Source organism: Streptomyces amritsarensis (assembly GCF_001953875.1).
GTDB lineage: Bacteria > Actinomycetota > Actinomycetes > Streptomycetales > Streptomycetaceae > Streptomyces > Streptomyces amritsarensis.
Window position 1 is genome coordinate 17,044 of the sequence record NZ_MQUR01000044.1, and the last position, 17,911, is coordinate 34,954.

The 17,911-nt window shown below is 72.8% G+C and carries 19 protein-coding genes; 10 read left to right on the forward strand and 9 right to left on the reverse strand.

Annotated elements, in window-relative coordinates; translation table 11 throughout:
* Positions 1-22 precede the first annotated feature (22 nt).
* From AVW11_RS19225 to AVW11_RS19240, 4 genes are all read right to left on the reverse strand, one after another.
* On the reverse strand, positions 23-1,057 hold the full coding sequence (locus tag AVW11_RS19225) for an iron-containing redox enzyme family protein (RefSeq protein WP_076044907.1): 1,035 nt from the start codon (positions 1,055-1,057) through the stop codon (positions 23-25).
* Complete coding sequence (locus AVW11_RS19230) at positions 1,054-1,290, reverse strand: CDGSH iron-sulfur domain-containing protein (RefSeq protein ID WP_076044909.1); 237 nt, start codon at positions 1,288-1,290, stop codon at positions 1,054-1,056. The genes AVW11_RS19225 and AVW11_RS19230 overlap by 4 nt, the downstream gene beginning before the upstream one ends.
* Entirely contained in the window at positions 1,268-1,948 is a 681-nt protein-coding gene (locus AVW11_RS19235) for a HemK2/MTQ2 family protein methyltransferase (RefSeq protein WP_107423301.1), read from the reverse strand. The genes AVW11_RS19230 and AVW11_RS19235 overlap by 23 nt, the downstream gene beginning before the upstream one ends.
* Positions 1,949-2,152: 204 nt before the next feature.
* Positions 2,153-2,452, reverse strand: coding sequence for a WhiB family transcriptional regulator (locus AVW11_RS19240; RefSeq protein ID WP_030847972.1), 300 nt, complete (start codon positions 2,450-2,452; stop codon positions 2,153-2,155).
* Positions 2,453-2,761: 309 nt separating this feature from the next.
* Between AVW11_RS19240 and AVW11_RS19245 the strand changes: the two genes are divergently transcribed.
* The 7 genes from AVW11_RS19245 to AVW11_RS19275 all read left to right on the forward strand — a co-directional run bounded on the left by AVW11_RS19245 (position 2,762) and on the right by AVW11_RS19275 (position 10,784).
* Positions 2,762-4,483 carry a thiamine pyrophosphate-dependent enzyme gene (locus AVW11_RS19245; protein ID WP_076044913.1) on the forward strand — a complete coding sequence of 574 codons (1,722 nt, stop codon included), beginning with the start codon at positions 2,762-2,764 and terminating at the stop codon, positions 4,481-4,483.
* A 177-nt stretch (positions 4,484-4,660) separates the two neighbouring features.
* Positions 4,661-6,853: a catalase gene (locus AVW11_RS19250; protein ID WP_076044915.1), complete on the forward strand. Its 2,193-nt coding sequence runs from the start codon at positions 4,661-4,663 to the stop codon at positions 6,851-6,853.
* Between the two features lie 91 nt (positions 6,854-6,944).
* Complete coding sequence (locus AVW11_RS19255) at positions 6,945-7,268, forward strand: DUF6479 family protein (RefSeq protein ID WP_079250685.1); 324 nt, start codon at positions 6,945-6,947, stop codon at positions 7,266-7,268.
* 50 nt (positions 7,269-7,318) lie between these two features.
* Entirely contained in the window at positions 7,319-7,642 is a 324-nt protein-coding gene (locus AVW11_RS19260; protein ID WP_076044953.1) for a DUF3253 domain-containing protein, read from the forward strand.
* Between the two features lie 9 nt (positions 7,643-7,651).
* Positions 7,652-9,022: a mycothione reductase gene (locus AVW11_RS19265; protein ID WP_076044917.1), complete on the forward strand. Its 1,371-nt coding sequence runs from the start codon at positions 7,652-7,654 to the stop codon at positions 9,020-9,022.
* A gap of 36 nt (positions 9,023-9,058) precedes the next feature.
* On the forward strand, positions 9,059-10,024 hold the full coding sequence (locus tag AVW11_RS19270; RefSeq protein WP_060178610.1) for an LLM class F420-dependent oxidoreductase: 966 nt from the start codon (positions 9,059-9,061) through the stop codon (positions 10,022-10,024).
* Positions 10,025-10,334: 310 nt separating this feature from the next.
* Positions 10,335-10,784, forward strand: a complete 450-nt coding sequence (locus AVW11_RS19275) for an SRPBCC family protein (protein WP_030847953.1) — start codon at positions 10,335-10,337, stop codon at positions 10,782-10,784.
* Positions 10,785-10,853: 69 nt separating this feature from the next.
* Here the strand turns inward: AVW11_RS19275 and AVW11_RS19280 are convergent, their stop codons facing one another.
* Positions 10,854-11,333 (reverse strand): hypothetical protein, encoded by a 480-nt coding sequence (locus tag AVW11_RS19280; protein ID WP_076044919.1) that lies wholly within the window; start codon positions 11,331-11,333, stop codon positions 10,854-10,856.
* 37 nt (positions 11,334-11,370) lie between these two features.
* On the opposite strand from AVW11_RS19280, the gene AVW11_RS37435 reads away from it, so the two are divergent.
* Positions 11,371-11,544, forward strand: a complete 174-nt coding sequence (locus AVW11_RS37435; RefSeq protein WP_158076145.1) for a hypothetical protein — start codon at positions 11,371-11,373, stop codon at positions 11,542-11,544.
* 271 nt (positions 11,545-11,815) lie between these two features.
* On the opposite strand, the gene AVW11_RS19285 is transcribed toward AVW11_RS37435, so the two are convergent.
* Together AVW11_RS19285 and AVW11_RS19290 are read right to left on the reverse strand one after the other, a co-directional pair.
* Positions 11,816-13,090 carry a DUF1266 domain-containing protein gene (locus tag AVW11_RS19285; protein ID WP_076044921.1) on the reverse strand — a complete coding sequence of 425 codons (1,275 nt, stop codon included), beginning with the start codon at positions 13,088-13,090 and terminating at the stop codon, positions 11,816-11,818.
* 395 nt (positions 13,091-13,485) lie between these two features.
* Positions 13,486-14,157, reverse strand: coding sequence for a TIGR03086 family metal-binding protein (locus tag AVW11_RS19290; RefSeq protein WP_060178613.1), 672 nt, complete (start codon positions 14,155-14,157; stop codon positions 13,486-13,488).
* Positions 14,158-14,257: 100 nt separating this feature from the next.
* Between AVW11_RS19290 and AVW11_RS19295 the strand changes: the two genes are divergently transcribed.
* A complete protein-coding gene (locus tag AVW11_RS19295; RefSeq protein WP_060178614.1) occupies positions 14,258-15,229 on the forward strand; it encodes a helix-turn-helix transcriptional regulator in 972 nt (323 codons plus the stop codon).
* Positions 15,230-15,372: 143 nt separating this feature from the next.
* Positions 15,373-16,095 (forward strand): hypothetical protein, encoded by a 723-nt coding sequence (locus tag AVW11_RS19300; RefSeq protein WP_143568867.1) that lies wholly within the window; start codon positions 15,373-15,375, stop codon positions 16,093-16,095.
* Positions 16,096-16,355: 260 nt separating this feature from the next.
* Here AVW11_RS19300 and AVW11_RS37440 read toward each other — a convergent pair whose 3' ends face one another.
* Both AVW11_RS37440 and AVW11_RS19305 read right to left on the reverse strand, forming a co-directional pair.
* On the reverse strand, positions 16,356-16,499 hold the full coding sequence (locus tag AVW11_RS37440) for a hypothetical protein (protein ID WP_158076146.1): 144 nt from the start codon (positions 16,497-16,499) through the stop codon (positions 16,356-16,358).
* A 657-nt stretch (positions 16,500-17,156) separates the two neighbouring features.
* Positions 17,157-17,807, reverse strand: coding sequence for a hypothetical protein (locus AVW11_RS19305; protein WP_063898504.1), 651 nt, complete (start codon positions 17,805-17,807; stop codon positions 17,157-17,159).
* Positions 17,808-17,911: the final 104 nt, after the last annotated feature.

A 17,911-nucleotide genomic window follows, 5' to 3' on the forward strand; every position in this document is an offset into this window, starting at 1 on the left:
TGCGGTGAGAAGGGCTTCGGCCTCAACTCCCGGCCGGCGTGACACCGTCCGTGGCGCGCAGCGCCGAGCGCCCCTCCCTCCAGGCCGTGAGGAGGTGGGCGCCCAGGCGGTCCTCCAGCAGGACCGTCGCGGCGCAGCCGAAGGCGACGTCGGGCTCCAGTTCCGGCTCGTCGGCGAGGAGGCCGCCCACCACCTCCCGCCGGACCACCTGCTCGTGCACGGCGTCGGCCTCGACGTGTTCCGCGTAGAAGTGCTCGGCCGCGGGTCCGGCGCCGCAGCGGCGCATCGCCGCGGCGAGACGGCGCGATCCGGGCGAGGAGGTGATCTCGACGCAGGCGAAGTGACCGACCAGGGCCCCGCGCAGGGCGCGGTGCAGGCCGAAGAGGGACATCAGGTTGACGGTGGCCAGCAGTACGGCCGGTGCCCGGTCGAGGTGGGCACCGTAGGACGTGTCCAGGTCCAGGTCCGCCATGAGCCCGGCGAACAGCCGCGCGTGGATGCGTTCGGCCCTTCCGGCGCCGAACTCGTCGTACTCGACCGCCACCATGCCCGCTTTGGCGCGGCCGGTCAGCCGGGGGACGACCCACAGGTGGGGGTCGGCCTCCTTCAGGTGGTAGAGGGAGCGCAGGGCCGCGTACTCGCGCAGCTGCCACAGCTCGCCGTCGGTCTCGAGGTGGCGGCTGACGCTGCCCGAGAGGTCCACCGGTTCGACGAGGAGGGGGGCGAAGGCCTCCTCGACCGAGCGGGGCGCGTGCCGCAGGTCGACCCGCAGTGCGTGCAGGAAGCGGGTCTCCAGGGCCCGGCGCAGCCGGAGCAGGTCCGGATCCCATTCCCGGTCGTCGTCGACGCCTGCGAAGCCCCGGTAGTGGAGCTCGTAGAGCAGGTGCAGGGCGAGCTGGAGGTCCTCGCCCCAGGGGTCGGCCCGCAGGAGTGCGGCGGGATCGTGCACGGGCGGCCGTCCGGTACGCAGGGCATCGACCACGGCGGCCGAGACGTCCCCCCGGCCTTCGACGAGCGCCGGCGCCGGCGCGGTGGTGGCGGGTGCGGGTGCGTTCACGGGCGGCCTGCTTCCTCAGGGGTGTGGTCCGCCGGGGCGCGCTCGCGCCGCCGGTGGCTGGTGTCGCACCACGGGTAGGTGCGGCTGCGGCGGCAGGTGCACAGCGCGACCGCGAAGCGGTCGGACCGGGCCACGGTGCCGTCCTCGAGGACGACCTCCACCGGGCCTTCCACCACGACGGGGCCGCCCCGTTCCAGGGAGACGCGCCGGCTAGCGGCCGGTTCGTTCGGCACGGACGATCACCAGCCCTTCCCGGTCCTCGCCGGCGCCCACGAACCCCTGCTCCTGGAGCCAGGCCCGACGCGAGCGCAGCACGGGCCCCCAGGGCACGACGGCCCGCATCGGGATCTCCGCGGACAACCCCGTGCGGCGCAGGTGCTCCACCGTCGTGCGGGGTCCGCACAGGGCGGAGTGCACCATCAGCAGGACCCCCCCTGGGCGCAGCAGCGCTGCGGCCCGCTCGCAGATCCTGTCGATGACCTGCCGCCCGGCCAAGCCGCCCTCCCATGCGCGCCGGGGGCCGTGCCCGGGCAGGCGGGCCCGGGGTGAGGGAACGTACGGGGGGTTCGCCAGGACGAGGTCGAAGCGCCGGCCCCGGCTCACGGCGGCGAAATCGCCGTGGAGGACGCTCAGGGGCAGCCCGAGCCGGACGCCGTTCATGCGGGCTGCCGCGACGGCCCTGCGGGAGACGTCGACCGCCGTGACCCGGGCCCCTCTGGACGCGGCGAGGAGCGCGAGGGCGCCCGAACCGGTGCCGATGTCCATGACCTCCGTGCCGGGACCGATGCCCTCGTGTGCCAGCGCCCGCGCCAGCAGCCCGGTATCGGCCTGCGGGCGGTAGACCCCGGACGGGACGTAGAGGCCGGCGGGCGGTGCCGGTACTGCTGTCATGAGTGCGGACGCCATCGATGATCTCCCGGGTCGGCCGTGCGTTACCGGTGCCGGCGGGCACGGTGTGGCTGGTGTGTTCGCTGTGGCGGCTACCCGCAGACGGACGCTCTACCCGTGGCGGCCGGAGGGGGAGGGCCTCTCGTACGGGTCGGGCCCGGCCGGCGCCCCTTTGCCCCCGTAGCCGCCCCCGCAGCCGCCCCCGGGTCAGGCCGACGGGGGAGTCGCCTTTCCCGTCGGAGGGAGGAGCCGGCGGCGCTCCTGGGCCGTGAGGCCGCCCCACACCCCATGCGGCTCCTGCGTGGCGAGGGCGTGGTGCAGACAGGCTCGGACCACGGGGCACGATCCGCACAGAGCCTTCGCCTGCCGGTCGCGTTCCTTCCGGTCCCTGCGTCCCTCCTCGACCGGATCGAAGAACGGCTCCGACCCCACCTCACGGCAGACCGCTTCGGCCTGCCAGGCCCAGTTCTGCAGCACGGGGGCCGGGAGGCGGGAGGGATTCGGCATCGCTGGCTCCTTGACGTCGACGTCGGGGGGTCCTGCGCGCACGTCTGTTCGCGTTTGCGCGGATGAAACCCACCAGGGGGGCACAGATCCCGCGACGCCGCCGCGCGAAGCGGCACGGACGCGCCCTCGACGCCGGGTCCGCCGACACCAGGAAGCCGCCGTCCGGAGCGTCCCTCCGCTCCTGCGCCGAACTCCACGAGCGGCTCGCGCCGAGCCGGCGCCTGGCATCCCCGCCCCGATCGCGGGCAGCCGACTGGTCGGCGGCCGATCCCGACCGCTTCACCCACCGCACCCGCACCGGAGGTCCACATGGCACGCACCGTCGCCCGGGTCATCATCGACGCACTCCAGGAACTGCGCGTCGGGCACGTCTTCGGCGTCGTCGGAGACGCACTGAACCCGCTGACCGAGGCCATCCGCACCACCGACGGCCTGGAGTGGGTCGGCTGCCGGCACGAGGAGGCCGCCGCCTTCGCGGCGGGCGCCCGGGCCCAGCTCTCGGGCACCCTCGGGGTGTGCATGGGCACCGTCGGACCGGGCTCCGTACACCTGCTGAACGGTCTGTACGACGCCGCGAAGAGCCGCGCACCCGTCCTGGCGATCTGCGGGCAGGTCCCCCTCGCCGAGATCGGCAGCGACTACTTCCAGGAGGTCGACAACGACCTGCTCTTCCGTGACGTGGCCGTTCACCGGGCCACCGTCACCTCCCCGGAGCAGATGCCGCGCGCCCTCGAAACCGCCGTCCGGGCCGCCGTCACCCGCGGCGGAGTCGCCGTCCTGACCGTTCCCGGCGACATCGGCGACCGGGAGGTACCCGAGGACCGACCCGTACGCTTCGCCCTCGACCGTGCCGTCACCCGCCCCGACGACCCCTCCCTGGCCCGCGCCGCCGACCTGCTCAACGCCGCATCCCGGGTGACCCTGCTGGTCGGCCAGGGAGCCCGCGGCGCCCGGGCCGACGTCCTGCGGACCGCCGAAGCACTCGCCGCCCCCATGGTCCTGACGCTGAAGGCCAAAGAGGGCTTCGAGGGGGACAATCCCTTCCAGGCCGGACAGACGGGCCTCATCGGCAATCCCGCGGCCGCCCACGCCTTCGACACCGCCGACGCCCTGCTGATGCTGGGCACGGACTTCCCCTACCGCGACTGGTACCCGCACGACGCCAAGGTCGTCCAGGTGGACACCCGCGAGGAGCACCTGGGACGCCGCACGCCCGTCGACGTAGGCCTGGCCGGCGACGTCGGCGCCACACTGCGGGCACTCCTCCCGCTCCTCGGGACCGACCGGGACCGCACGCACCTGGACGACGCCGTCGAACGGTTCGCCGCCTGGCAGGAGGGACAGCAGCGGCTGGCCGACCCGGCCCGGGAGCACCGGCCGGCCAGGAGGCTGCGCGCAGCCCTGGACAACCGCGCCCACGACATCCGCCCCCAGGCGCTGGCCGCCGCCGTGGACGCCCACGCCGCCGACGACGCCGTCTTCACCTCCGACACCGGCATGGCCACCGTGTGGCTCTCCCGCTTCGTCACCATGCACACCGACCGTCGCCTGCTCGGCTCCTACAACCTCGGCTCGATGGCCAACGCCATGCCCCAGGCCCTCGGCGCCCAGCTCTGGGCACCCGAGCGCCAGGTCGTCGCCTTCTGCGGGGACGGCGGACTGAGCATGCTGCTCGGCGACCTCATGACCATCAAGACCTACCGGCTCCCCGTCAAACTCGTGGTCTTCGACAACCGCCGCCTCGGCATGGTCAAACTGGAACAGGAGCAGGTGGGGCTGCCCGAATTCGGCACCGAACTCGACAACCCCGACTTCGCGGCCGTCGCCACCGCCCTCGGCATCACCGGCATCCGCCTCACCGACCCCGCAGAGCTCGACGAGACCGTACGCCGTGCGCTGGCCACCCCCGGACCGGTCCTGCTGGACGTCCTCACCAACCCCGAAGAGATCGCCGTCCCCGCCAAGCCCACCCTGGCCCAGGGCTGGGGCTTCGCCGTCGCCAAGGCCAAGGAAATCCTCCCGGGCCGGTAGCGGACCCGCGCCGCCCGATCCACCACCTGACGCCGCGCACCGGCCCCCGCACGCCCTGTCTTCGCAGCACAGACGGCAGCAAGCACGGCCATTTCGGTTTATCCCGGTCAAGAAGGGCAGGCGCAGCGGAGGAGAACCACCGCCCCTTCACCCCCTGACCCTCTCCAGGGAGAGCTCATGGCCACGGAAAATTCCGACAGCACCGCCGGGTCCCAGCCCGTGGAGCCGCGACAGCCCGCTCCGGACCAGCAAGGACCGGAGACGGTGAGCCCGACCGGTCAGCCGACCGGGGCCGCCCCGGCCCGCGTCGCGCAGAGCGGCGCGTACCTGACCACCGCCCAGGGCGCACGGCTCTACGACACGGACCACTCGCTGAAGGCGGGCGAGCGGGGGCCGGTCCTCATCCAGGACCACCACCTGCGCGAGAAGATCACCCACTTCGACCACGAGCGGATCCCCGAGCGGGTCGTGCACGCCCGCGGCGCAGCGGCGCACGGTGTGTTCCAGGGGTACGGCACGGCCGCAGAGGTGTCCAAGGCCGCCTTCCTCGGCAAGGACGTGGAAACACCCGTCTTCGTACGCTTCTCGACCGTCCTGGGCTCGCGCGGCTCGGCGGACACGGTGCGTGACACCCGTGGGTTCGCGACGAAGTTCTACACCGAGGAAGGCACGTTCGACCTCGTCGGCAACAACATTCCGGTGTTCTTCATCCAGGACGCGATCAAGTTCCCCGACATCATCCACGCCGGGAAGCCGCACCCGGACCGGGAGATCCCCCAGGCCCAGTCCGCACACGACACGTTCTGGGACTTCGTGTCCCTGCACACGGAAGCCACCCACCACACCCTCTGGAACATGTCCGACCGGGGCATCCCGCGCTCCTACCGCATGATGGAGGGCTTCGGAATCCACACCTTCCGGCTGGTCAACGCGGCCGGCGACAGCGCGCTCGTGAAGTTCCACTGGAAGCCCAAACTGGGCGTGCACTCCCTGGCCTGGGAAGAAGCCCAGCTCATAGCCGGGACGGACCCGGACTTCCACCGCCGTGACCTGCACGACGCCATCGAAGCCGGCGCCTACCCCCAGTGGGAGCTGGGCATCCAGGTCTTCCCGGACACCCCGGAGCAGACTTTCGAGGGCATCGACCTCCTCGACCCGACCAAGATCGTCCCGGAGGAGCTGTCACCGGTCCAGCCCATCGGGCTGATGACGCTGACCGCCAACACCACGAACTATTTCGCCGAGACCGAGCAGGTCGCCTTCCACCCCGGCCACCTCGTACCCGGCATCGACGTCACCGACGACCCGCTGCTCGCCGGACGCCTCTTCTCGTACCTCGACACGCAGATCAGCCGGCTGGGCGGCCCCAACTTCGGCCAGATCCCGATCAACCGGGCGCACGCCCCCGTCAACGACATGCTCCGGGACGGCATGCACCAGAGCGCCGTGCACACGGGCGTCGCGCCGTACCGCCCCAACAGCCTCGACGGCGGCTGCCCCTTCCTCGCCGGAGCGGACACCGCGGCCTTCGTCGAAACACCCGTGCCCCTGCCCGAGACGCACAAGGTCCGTGAGGCACCGGCCTCGTTCTCCGACCACTTCAGCCAACCGCGCCTGTTCTGGCTCAGCATGAGCCCGCCCGAGCGCGAACACGTCGTCGCTGCCTACACCTTCGAGTTGAACAAGTGCCGGCAGCGGACCGTGCAGGAACGCACCCTGGAGGTGCTGGCGAACATCGACCCGGGCCTGTGCGCCGCGGTCGCCGAGGGGCTCGGGCTGCCCGCCCCGGCCGCCGGCGTGCCGCTCGCGGCGGCGGAGCCGAGCCCCGCCCTCTCGCAGCTGGGCGAGACCTGGCCGACGGACGGCCGTGTGATCGGCATCGTGGCCGACGCGGCGGCCGACCTCGACGGTGTACGCAGGGTCCGGCAGAAGATCCGGGACACCGGCATGACGCCCCTCGTCATCGCACCGACCGGCGGCACCCTCGGCGGCACCCCCGACGGCGACAGCGGCGAACCGCTGCCCGTCGAACGCACCTACGCCACGGCCCGCTCCGTCGAATTCGACGCCCTGCTGTTCTCCGGCGCACCGGGCGCCGCAGCCGACGCCCTGGGAGCCCGGGACGCCAAGGCGGGGACCCCCGTGCCGCAGGACCCCGACCCCCGCGTCCTGCTCCTGCTGACCGAGGCCTACCGGCACGGCAAGCCCCTCGGCGGCTGGAACGGCGCCGACCGGCTGCTCGCGGCCGCCGCCGTCGACAGCTCCGCACCCGGAGTCGCCCTCGCGGACGACGCGACCAGTGCCCTGGACGCCGTCCTCGCCACCCTCACCCAGCACCGTGCGTGGGACCGCTTCCCGCCCGCCGCCTGACCGGTCCCGCGGCGGCGCGGTCCGTTTCCCCCGCCGACGCGGGGGCAGACGCCGCTGACAGCCCGAGCACTTCCGAAAGGCGGGAAACACCATGACGGACCTGTCCTCCCACCCGGCCGAGCAGCTCTCCGCCGGAGCCGCCGGCACGGGACTCCTGGCCGTCGGCATCGTGGTCGCCCTGCTCCTCATCGCGGCCGTCTGGTGGGGCATCCGCCGCCGCGCCGCGGAGCCGCCGCCGGGCGCGCCTCCCCGGCGTCCGGCCCGGCGGGCCCACCACGCCGAAGAGCACCGCGAGGCCGACCCCCGGTCGTTCCCGAGTGACGGCGAAAGGCTGTCACCGCACGAGATGAAGGGCTACGGAAACCTCGGCTCCCGCCGGGAGGGCGGCGACGGCCCCGAAGAGGGGAGCCGGTGATGACGAACGCCGGCCGCAAGGACCGGCAGGAGGCGACAGCCCAGCAGGAGATGACGGGCCGACAGGAGGCCACAGGCCTTCAGGAGGTGACGGGCCGGCACTTGGAGCAGGCCATCCTGAACCTGCTGGAGCGCCGCGGCCCGACCGCGACGATCTGCCCCTCCGATGCCGCGCGGGCGGTCTACCAGGGCGACGACGACGGCTGGCGCGACCTCATGGAGCCGACCCGCCGCGCCGCCCGCCGGCTGGTCGCGACCGGCGAGGTCGAGATGACCCGGGGCGGCCGCGCGGTCGATCCGGCCGGAGCGCGCGGCCCCGTCCGCATCCGGCGCGCCCGCCGGCCGACGACTCGCGCCGACGGCGCGTCGACGTAGGCGGGCCCGATGCGCCACCACGATCTTGTCGTCATCGGCGCCGGATCCGGCAACGCCGTCGTCGACGACTCGTTCGCGGACCTGGACGTGGCCGTCGTCGAGGAACGCTGGTTCGGCGGGACCTGCCTCAACGCCGGATGCATCCCGAGCAAGATGCTCGCCCACACCGCCCAAGTGGCCCGCACGGTCGCGGAAGCCGCAGCCTACGACGTGGACGCCGCAGCGGGCGGGCTGCGTTGGCGCGCCGCGCGCGACCGGGTCTTCCGGCGGCTGGACGCCGAACGGGACAAGGGCCGCAAGGGCCGCCGGGGCCAGGACTTCGTCACCGTGTACGAGGGCCGGGCCCGGTTCACCGGCCCCAGAACCCTCCGGATGGAGCGTTTTGCCGGTGGCCCCGTCGACGTCCGCGCCGCCCAGGTCGTCGTCGCCGCGGGCGGCCGACCGCTGGTCCCCCCGGCCGTCGCCGACTCGGGCCTGCCGTACGAGACCTCCGACACCGTCATGCGCATCGACGAGCCGCCCCGGCGCCTGGCGATTCTCGGCGGCGGCTACATCGCCGCGGAACTCGCCGAGGTGTTCGCCGCGGCGGGCAGCGCCGTCACCATCGTGGAGAAGGAGCAGCGCCTGCTCGGACCGCAGGACGAGACGGTCGCCCAGCGGTTCACCGAGCTGGTCCGGCCCCGCTACGACCTCAGGCTCGGCCGGGAGGTCACCAGGGTCGGCGGCAGTCCGGGCGCGCTGAGGCTGACCCTCGACGACGGTTCGACGGCCGAGGCGGACACGCTGCTCGTCGCGGTGGGCCGGATTCCCAACAGCGACCGCTTGGATCTCGAAGCGGCCGGCGTCGCCACCCACCACGACGGCCGGGTGATCGTCGACCGCCATCAGCGCACGAGCGCGGAAGGCGTCTTCGCCCTCGGGGACATCTCCTCGCCGGTGCCCCTCAAGCACGTCGCCAACCGTGAGGCGGAGGTCGTCGCGCACAACCTCCGCCACCCGGACGACCTGATCAGCTGCGACCACGAGCAGGTGCCCGCGGCCGTCTTCACACAGCCCCAGATCGCCTCGGTCGGTCTCACCGAGCGCCAGTGCCGCGACCGGGGCCTGGACTACGCGGCGGGAACCGCCTGTTACGCCGACACCGCCTACGGCTGGGCCATGGAGGACACCACCGGTTTCTGCAAGGTGCTCGCCGAACCGGGCTCCGGCCGCCTCCTGGGCGCCCACCTCATGGGTCCCCAGGCCGCCACCCTCATCCAGCCCCTCGTGGTGGCCCTGGCCCTCGGCATCGACGCCGCCACCCTCGCCCGTCGCCCGTACTGGATCCACCCCGCGCTGACCGAGGTCGTCGACAACGCTCTGCGCGACCTCGACCGGTGAGGGTTTCGAGGGCTCCGCAGCGGTAAGGCGCACGACATGGTGCACATCGGATACACGATGATGACCGAGCAGGCCGGACCCAGGGAACTCGTCGACCACGTGGTGGGCGCGGAGCGGGCCGGTTTCGACTTCTCCGTCATCTCCGACCACTCCTTCCCCTGGCTGGACGCCCAGGGGCACGCCCCGTACGCGTGGAGCGTCCTGGGTGCGGCCGCGCAGGCCACCTCCCGCATACCGCTCATGACGTACGTGACCTGTCCGACGTTCCGCTACCACCCCGCGGTGGTCGCCCAGAAGGCGGCCACGATGCAGCTCCTGTCCGAGGGACGCTTCCGGCTCGGCCTGGGCTCGGGCGAGAACCTCAACGAGCACATCGTGGGCGCGGGCTGGCCCGCCGCCCACGTCCGCCTCGAGATGCTCGAAGAAGCCGTGGAGATCATCCGATCCCTGTTCGCCGGAGGGTACGTCAGCCACCACGGCACCCACTTCGACGTCGAGAACGCCAAACTGTGGGACCTCCCCGACGACCCGCCTCCCCTCGGTATCGCCGTCTCCGGAGACCGGTCCTGCGAGATCGCGGGCACGCACGGCGACCTGCTGATCGCCACCGAGCCGAAGCGGGAGCTGCTGACCGCGTTCGACGCGCACGGCGGCGCGGGCAAACCGCGCGTCGGCCAGCTCCCCGTCTGCTACGACCCCGACCGCGATGCCGCGGTGGAACGGGCCCACAGGCAGTTCCGCTGGGCGCTCGGCGGCTGGAAGGTCAACGCGGAACTGCCCGGCCCCGCCGGATTCGCCCAGGCCTCACAGCACACCAGGCCCGAGGACGTCGCCGACGCCATCCCCTGCGGCGACGACGTGGACGCCTTCGTCGACGCCGTACGCCCTTACGTCGACGCCGGATTCGACGAGGTCGCCCTCGTCCAGGTCGGAGGGGACCAGCAGAAATCCTTCCTCGCCTGGTCCGAGGCCACGCTGCTGCCGGCTCTGGCGCAGCTGTGACAGCGGCCCCGTGAAGCAGCAGCGGCCGCGTCCATCACGGCCGCGCCCACACCGGCGCGCCGCCGCGGCCGCATGACGCGTGCGCCGCTCGGGCCGGCCACGCCGGGGTGCCGGATTCGGGCACGGCCGGGCGGGGAGGGGCCAGCGGGGCGGGCCGTGTGGCTCAGCAAGACGGCTCGTTCGGTGAGTACCGCGTACGGGGTGGGGCAGGCGCGCGAAGGCAGGGCACCGATGGAGTGCCCCACCCCAGGGCCTGAAGCGGCGGCGACCGCGCGGGGTGCGGGCTCCCACACACACCAGGAGGTTGTACATGTCGCAGGTCAAGGAATCCATCGAGGTCAATGTCCCGGTCCGCACGGCCTACGACCAGTGGACGCAGTTCGAGACGTTCCCGCAGTTCATGGACGGTGTCGAGCGAATCGAGCAGCGAACGGACACGATGACGCACTGGGTGACGAAGATCGCCGGTGTGGAGCGGGAGTTCGACGCGGAGATCACGGAGCAGATCCCGGACACCAAGGTCGCCTGGGTCACCATCGGCGGAGAGAGCGAGCAGTCGGGCCTGGTCACCTTCGAACCGATCGATCCGTCCCATACCCAGGTCACCCTGATGATGGACTTCGACCCCGAGGGGATGGCGGAGAACATCGGGGACAAGCTCGGCTTCGTCGACCGGCAGGTCAAGGGCGACCTGAAGCGCTTCAAGCACTTCATCGAGGACCGCGGCACCGCCTCCGGCAGCTGGCGCGGCCAGGTCTGACACCCGCGCCCACGCCGAGGTCCGGCGCACCGGCCACCGCCGGCGCGCCGGACCTCGGCCGTGGTGCGGTCAGGCCGCCAGCTTGGGCAGCAGCGTCTGGAGGAGCTGCCTCATCGCCGTGAAGGAGCCGTCGACCTCGGCGTCGGTCAGCGGCGGTGCCGGCGTGGCATCGACCCGGCAGTACAGATTGCGGACAAGGACCGTCATCCCGATCCCGGCACCGTTCGAGGCGCGGTACCGGAGGGCCTGTTCCCCGAGACCGGCGACCGTCTCCACGGGACCGTAGGGCGCCCTCAGGCCGACCTCGAAGGCTCCGACGGCCTTGTCCACGTCCCTGTAGGCGCTGCAGAGAACGGTGACCTCCACCACGCCCGTCCCGCCGCGGGCCATGGACTGCTCGCACATGGAACCGGAGACCAGCTCGGGTTCGAGGCCGGTGTCGTATCCGTCGCGTACACCCTGGGGGTGGAACAGTTCCGCGAACTCCGCGAAGTCGACGCGTTCGCAGAGGTTTCGGGGCGGGAGGTAGTCGCCCGGCCTGAGGGCCACCGCACCTGCCTCGGGCGACGGCGACGACCGGCTTCCCATGGGCGCGGGTGGCGAGTGGGAGACTCCCCATGCCATCGCCAACCGGATCAGCAGGCCGACGGCGACGAACGAGGCTCCGACCAACGCCCAGATCCTGCTTCTGCTCCTACCCGCCATGACGTCCGTCCCCTCCGCCGTCCCACGACTCCCGCAGCCCGCCGAGCAGCACTGACACAGCATCAGCAGACGGTGCCGCCCGGCCCCCTCGCCCGCAGGGGCGGAACCCCCTGGGTACCAAGGGGGACGGCAGACCGAACCCCGCCAGTTCCCTGCCGCCCCCGCCCAGGCGGCTGCGGGACCTGTTCGCTGCGCGCGCGGGGGCCTGCTCGCGGTGAGACCGGCAGGGGTCACGGCACCTGCCGGCCTTCCACCCGGCCGGTACGGCGTCAGCCGTCAGACCCGCCCGGCGGCGTCACCGCCCCGGCACCGTGGAAGCGGGATCGTCAGCTCCAGTCGAGCGTGCGCCACGGGCTGGCCGGGTCCGTGGTCAGGGCGCGGTGGGTCGCGAGGGCCGTCTCGTACCACTCGCCGAACTCCTCCTCGTCGAAGTGGAGGCAGCGGCCCAGGATGTAGGAGGCCGAGAAGTCCTCCCACGAGCGGTAGTTGAGCTGGACGAGCCGCCCGGCCCGGACCACCGCCGTCTCCGCCTCCTGCAGGGAGCACAGGCGGGCGGCGAGTCCCCAGCGGGCCATGCCGGAGGCCCGGCCGTAGTCCCAGGCTTCGACGCTCCGGACGAAGCCTCCCTCGGGCAGCAGGCCGTCGGCGCGGAACCGCGCCTCGTAGCGGGCGATGCGGCCGATCAGTCGCTGGACTCCGGTCACCTGGCCCTCCAGCTCCGCGGCGGTGACGGGGCTGCCCGGGGTGACACCGTCTGCGGTCAGGTGCGGTTCTGCGGCGGCCTCGGCACGCCGGCGCACCACGTTCGCCGCGGCCTGGCGCCAGTGGTCGACGTCGACGGGGCCCGCGAAGTCCAGGGCCATGGAGCGGCGAAGTTGCAGGACGAATTCCCAGACCCCGCTGACCATGCCGGCGCTCAGCAGCTGTTCCTGCGTGTCCTGCCAGTCCTCGCGGGTGGTGACGCCCCACCAGCGTTCCAGCGTGCGCTTCTCGTCGCGGTAGCCGCAGCCGTGGTAGGCCATCGAGTTCCAGTAGCGTCCGTTGCGCACGTTGATGTGCGCGCCGGCCGCGAGACCGAAGGCGACGGGGCCGGTACGGGGGCCGCCCACCTCCAGGGTGTGGACGACGTCCCGGGCCAGTCCCGGCCGTTCGACCGGGGCGGCGTGCCGCTGCCACAGGGCGCGGCCCTCCGGTCCGGCCGGCAGAACGCCCTCGCAGGGGCTGCCGGGGTTGACGACGAGGTAGGGCGGGTCGTTCTCGTTCCAGACTTTCGCGAACCAGCCCAGGTCGTAGCAGTTGTAGACCGGGTCGGCGACGGGCGGCGGCAGCATGCCGCCGGTGTACACGGCCAGGCACGCGGTCCGGGTCTGCGGGTTCCAGTAGGGGTGGAAGCGGGTGTTGCCCGCGTTCGCGTCGACGTACGCCCGCGACTGCATCATGTACAGGTCGGCCCGGGCGACGAGGTCGTAGTACGCGGGCCAGTCGCCGCGCGCCTTCGCCTCGTACAGCCCCCGCTCGACCGCGCTCGGCGCCTGCCAGCCCTGCGCCGATGCCGTCGGACCGGGCGGGGCTCCTTCTTCGTGACCTGCTGTCAAGCTCATGGGAAAACCCTAAAGGCCGGTCCGACGCGGTCGGCATGCCGGCCCCGACGGCCCCCCACGCCGGCCCGGGACACGCGACGCACTCCCGGCCCCGTCGGCCGTATCGCGCTCCACGGCCGGCCCCGGCCCCCGTGGAGCGACCCCGGCGCATTCGCATCGACCGCGGTCTGACCGGCTCGAACGCGCCGGGGGCAGCCCGGTTGCCGCGGAGTTCCGGGGCGGCAGCCGCATGCTGCCGTCCCGGAGCGGACGGCGGCCCGTGCTCCGCGGCCCTGACGGTCGACGGGGGCCCTGCTGAACCGGTGGCTCACGGTCCGCACCGTGTCAGGCGGCGCGGACCGCCCCCCGACAGCCCCCTTCGGCCGATCCGGGAGGACGGCCCCGCCGCAGGGCCCTCAGGGCCGGCGTCCGGCCCAGGCCACGAGCCGGTCGATGGCCGGGGCCCCGGCGTCCACGGCCACCGCTTCTCCGAAGGGGATCCGCCCGCCGCGCGGTTCGGCCGGCAGCGCACGACGTACGACGCCGATCACCCGCTCGATCAGAGCCGGGTCCCAGTCCGGGTCCTGCCCGGTCGCCCTGGCGAGGTCCCAGGTGTGCACCGTGAGCTCGTGGGTGTAGATGGCCGCGGCGGCCGCGCCCGGCAGGACGCCGATCGGCAGGCGCAGCTGCCGACCGAGGATGCCCGGATCCGCCCACACCTCCGCGACCTCGCGGGCGCCCGGCCCCCAGGCCGCCGCCCACGCGCCGTCGGCGATCTCGTCGGCGAAGGACGGGACGCTGAACGGGTCCTCGCCGCGCCCGATCACCGAGATCCGGCGGACGACGGCGACGAGATGGCTCGACAGCCGCCGCACATCGAACTCCTCGCAGGGCGTCGGGGAGTCGTACTGCTCGGGCCGGACGGCGGCCAGCGTACGGCCCGCCAGCTCGACGGCCGCGGCGAGGTCGGTCCGCGGATCGAAGGAGGAGGGGCCGGTGACGGTAGCGGCGGTACCGGACGACTCGGAGGAGTCGGAGGAGCCGGAAGAGTCGGACGGGGTCGTGATGAGCTGCTCGATCTTGTTCATGAGTTCACCCTGCAAGCAGAAGTGGCCACCTTCTGGCCAGTTCTCCGAAGAGAATGTGAGAGGCGACGACACGGCACCCACGAAGGAGCAAAAGGGGCACATGAAAGCGGACCGGCTGGTGGCGACCCTGCTCTTCCTCCAAGAACGCGGCCGCGTCACCGTCCCCGAAGTGGCCGCCGAACTGGAGATCTCCGAACGCACCGCGCGCCGAGACCTGGAAGCCCTGGCGGCGGCCGGCATCCCCGTCTACTCGCAACGCGGCCGCGGCGGCGGCTGGTCCCTCGTCGGCGGGGCACGCACCAACCTCACCGGACTGACCGCCGACGAGACCCGGGCACTCTTCCTCGCCACCGGCCCCCTGACGGCGACCCCCGAACTGCGCACCACACTGCGCAAGCTGGTCCGGGCCCTCCCGCCGCCCATGCGGGCGCACGCCCGAGCCGCGACCCGCGCGGGGGTCGTCGACAGCACGGACTGGTCCCGCAACGCCGTCACCGCCGATGCCGCACACCGCTCCGCGCTCCAGAGCGCCGTCGTGGACGGGATCCGTGTCCGTCTCGGGTACGCGGGTGTCGGCAAACCGGCCGGCGAACGCACCGTCGACCCCCTGGGCCTCGTGGCCAAGGCCGGGGTGGACTACCTGGTCGCCGGTACGGACAAGGGCCTGCGCACCTTCCGGCTCAGCCGGGTCACCTCCGTCGAGCCCACCGGCGAACCGGTGGTCCGGCCGCCCGACTTCGACCTCGCCACGGCGTGGCGGACGCTGTCCGGGGCCTTCCAGGACGGCATGCACGCGGTGACCGCGCGGGCCCGCGTCCACCCCGACACGCTGGCCCTGCTGCAACGGTTCCTCGGCGGCCGCGTGCGCGTCGGCGGTCCGCTGCCCGACGGCTGGACCGAGGTGTGGGTCGACGGCCCGGCCGCGAAGGCCCTCGCAGGGCATCTGGCCGGTTTGGGAGCGGGAGTCGAGGTACTGGAGCCGCCGGAAGTACGACAGTGGCTGGCCCGGATCGCCGCCGAACTCGCCGGGATGTACGCGGGGGAGGAAGTGCAGACACCCGACGGCCGGTAACCGATGCCGAACCGTTCTGCGCGGTGCGCGTGCGACCGCGGTCGCTGCGTCTGCCGAAGGCGCCTGACGAGACGGCCGTTGTCAGTGGCGGGCGCGAGGATGCGGTCATACCGCTGAACCGGCCGCCTCGTGAAGGGTCCTCCATGTCCGATTCCATGCCCGTTTCCGTTTCCGTTCCCGGGTCCGCAGCCGACACCGCGGCCCTACCCTTCCCCACCGGCTGGTGTGCCACGGATCTGGGGAACTTCCGGCCGTGCGCGTCCACCTACGAGGTGTACCCCCTGGAGAGCCTGCCGCCGCTGGAGGCCGCCCACCTCGACGGCGGGTTCGACTGGCTGGGCGGGGCGGGCGGGCCGCGATCCGGGCACACGGAGCATCTTGCCGCCACGGAGCGGGAACTGGCCGAGGCCGGACTGACGCTCCCGGAGGGCTTCGCCGCCTTCTACGGCAGCGAATCCCTCTGCCGCGTCTTCGACGAGGTCTCGGTGACGGCCTGCTGGAGCCACCTTTCCGGTCCGCTGCGCAGCCCGGTCGAGGAGGGCGCCCGCCTCGTACGGTTCCTGCGCGACCAGCAGGACTGCGTCATCTGGTACCTGTACCTGCGCCCCTCCGGCGAGGCGTTCGTGGTCTTCTCGCATCTGGAGCTGGAGTCCGCCGGCTGGTGGGCGGACGGTGAGCCGACCGAGGAGGTCCGGGCCGCGGTGGCCTCCTCGCTGATGCGGTGCGCCGACACCTTCGAGGAGTTCGCGTACCGCTTCGTCGTGGAGAACGAGCTGTGGATGCAGGCACACTCCGCAGGCGCCGCGGGCCCGCTCGCTCACCACCTGCGGACGTACGCCGACCACTACGCGTCCGCTGCCTCCTGACCCGGGCGGGCCGGTCGGTGCGAGGCCCTTTCGGCCGCTGCCGTACGGGCGTTGAACACATCCGGTAGTGGCGGCCGCTGGGTGCGGATACAAGCGTCCATCCGTGCGTGGATGGCGTCATGTTGATCCGAAAGGGCGATGAGCGGGCTGCCCGCCCGGGACGATCAACGGCGGGTGGTGGACCAGGATGCGTGAACGCTGACCCCGTACCCGGCGCCGCCTCGTTCTCGACGGGGCAGCGAGGGCGGGCCTGCGCTGTATCAGGCGAGGGCGTAGACCACGATCACCGAGGTGCAGGCGATGGCACCCGCGGCAGCGACCGCTGCGGCCACTGCCAGGATGGCGATGGCCGCACGTTCTACGCCGCGACGGTGGCCGGCCGGTTTCCATTCACGCTGATTCATGAGCACAGCCTGTGCCCTCAGCCCCATCACCGCATGAGTACGTGTACTCACCTTCCCGGGGCGGCTATATGCCCCTCGACGCCGTGGGGACTGGAACCGGCGGGCCCCTTCCGGTGCTTCTCGCCCACCCCCCGCCCGCACCTGACGCTCGGCAGCCCGTGCCTGCGACAGCGACGGCACGCACGGGGTGGGAAGGAGCTGGGGCTCCACCGGACCTCGACCCCGTCGCGTTCGGTGAATGAGTCCCTCGGCGCATGGGTCGGCTCCGCCGGCGAACTCGCCAGCGCGCTGAACGCCGTGGTCCTGGACCGCACCGGCAAGGACGGGGAACACCCGCCAAGGTCACCGGGATCGACGCGGCGCGGCCCTGGACCGCGTCGGTACCCGCGCCCGGGAGACCGGCGTACGATGCCGACCTCGCCCTGATCACGGGCGAGTGCGCGGACCTCGCGCCTCCGGTACTCACCGGCCCCACCTTCGCCCGTCCTGCGCGCCTGTCTGAGGGGCGTCGATGCCGTACCGGCCGCGCGGGGCGTGCTCCAGCAGGCCGAGGACGCCAGGGACCGGGGCTTCGCCATGCCGCCGGCGTGCTGCTGTCGCAGCTTCGGACCCTCCGTCGACCTCGGTATCCCCGGCCCGCCCCCGGCCGCCAGTGCCTCAGGCGGCGAACGGGTTGACGTGACCGGGCAACTGCTGCCCGGGGCGCAGGAAGCGCCGGCCTCCCTGTCCGTCGCGCACCGCGAGGAACCCGGCGGCCGTCAGCCGCCGTGCGATCATCCTGCGGCGGATCTCGCCCACCTTGAACGCCACGGTGAAGAGCACCGCGACCGCCCCGCCGGAGGCGACCGCCTCGACCGGCGACCTGTCGATGAACAGGATGACGGTCAGGACCGCGCAGGCGAGGTAGCCCTTAACCTTCTGGCCCCGGTTCGCGATGTACAGGGCCATGACGTCGAAGGAGATGAGGTCCTTCAACACCTCCACGGCACCGACCGCTTCGGGGACCGGCTTCAGTGAACCCTGCTCCAGCCCCGGTACCGTCCCGCCGTTGCCCGCCTGCGGATGGGCGGTGATGGTGGCCGCCTCGCGGACGCGCGCCTCGGGCCGCGGGTCCCGGTACATCCGGACCTGGACGAGCGAGTTCCTGAACCCGGTCCGGTAGGCCACGCCGTACGTGTAGCCGTACTGCTCCGCCACGTGTGCCAGGGCGGCCGCCTTCGGCGCTGAGCCCTGGGGAGCGATCTCGACGATGTCCTGCTGACGGGCGATCTGCTGGAGCATCCCTGCTATGTGACGTTCTACGGACATCCTGTTCCCCGCCCCTGGCCCCCGCGCCCGGGGCCAACTGGCGCACAGCCTAGCCCGCCGACGGGTGCACGCAGGGCGCCGTCCCCTACCGAGCCGCAGGGTGA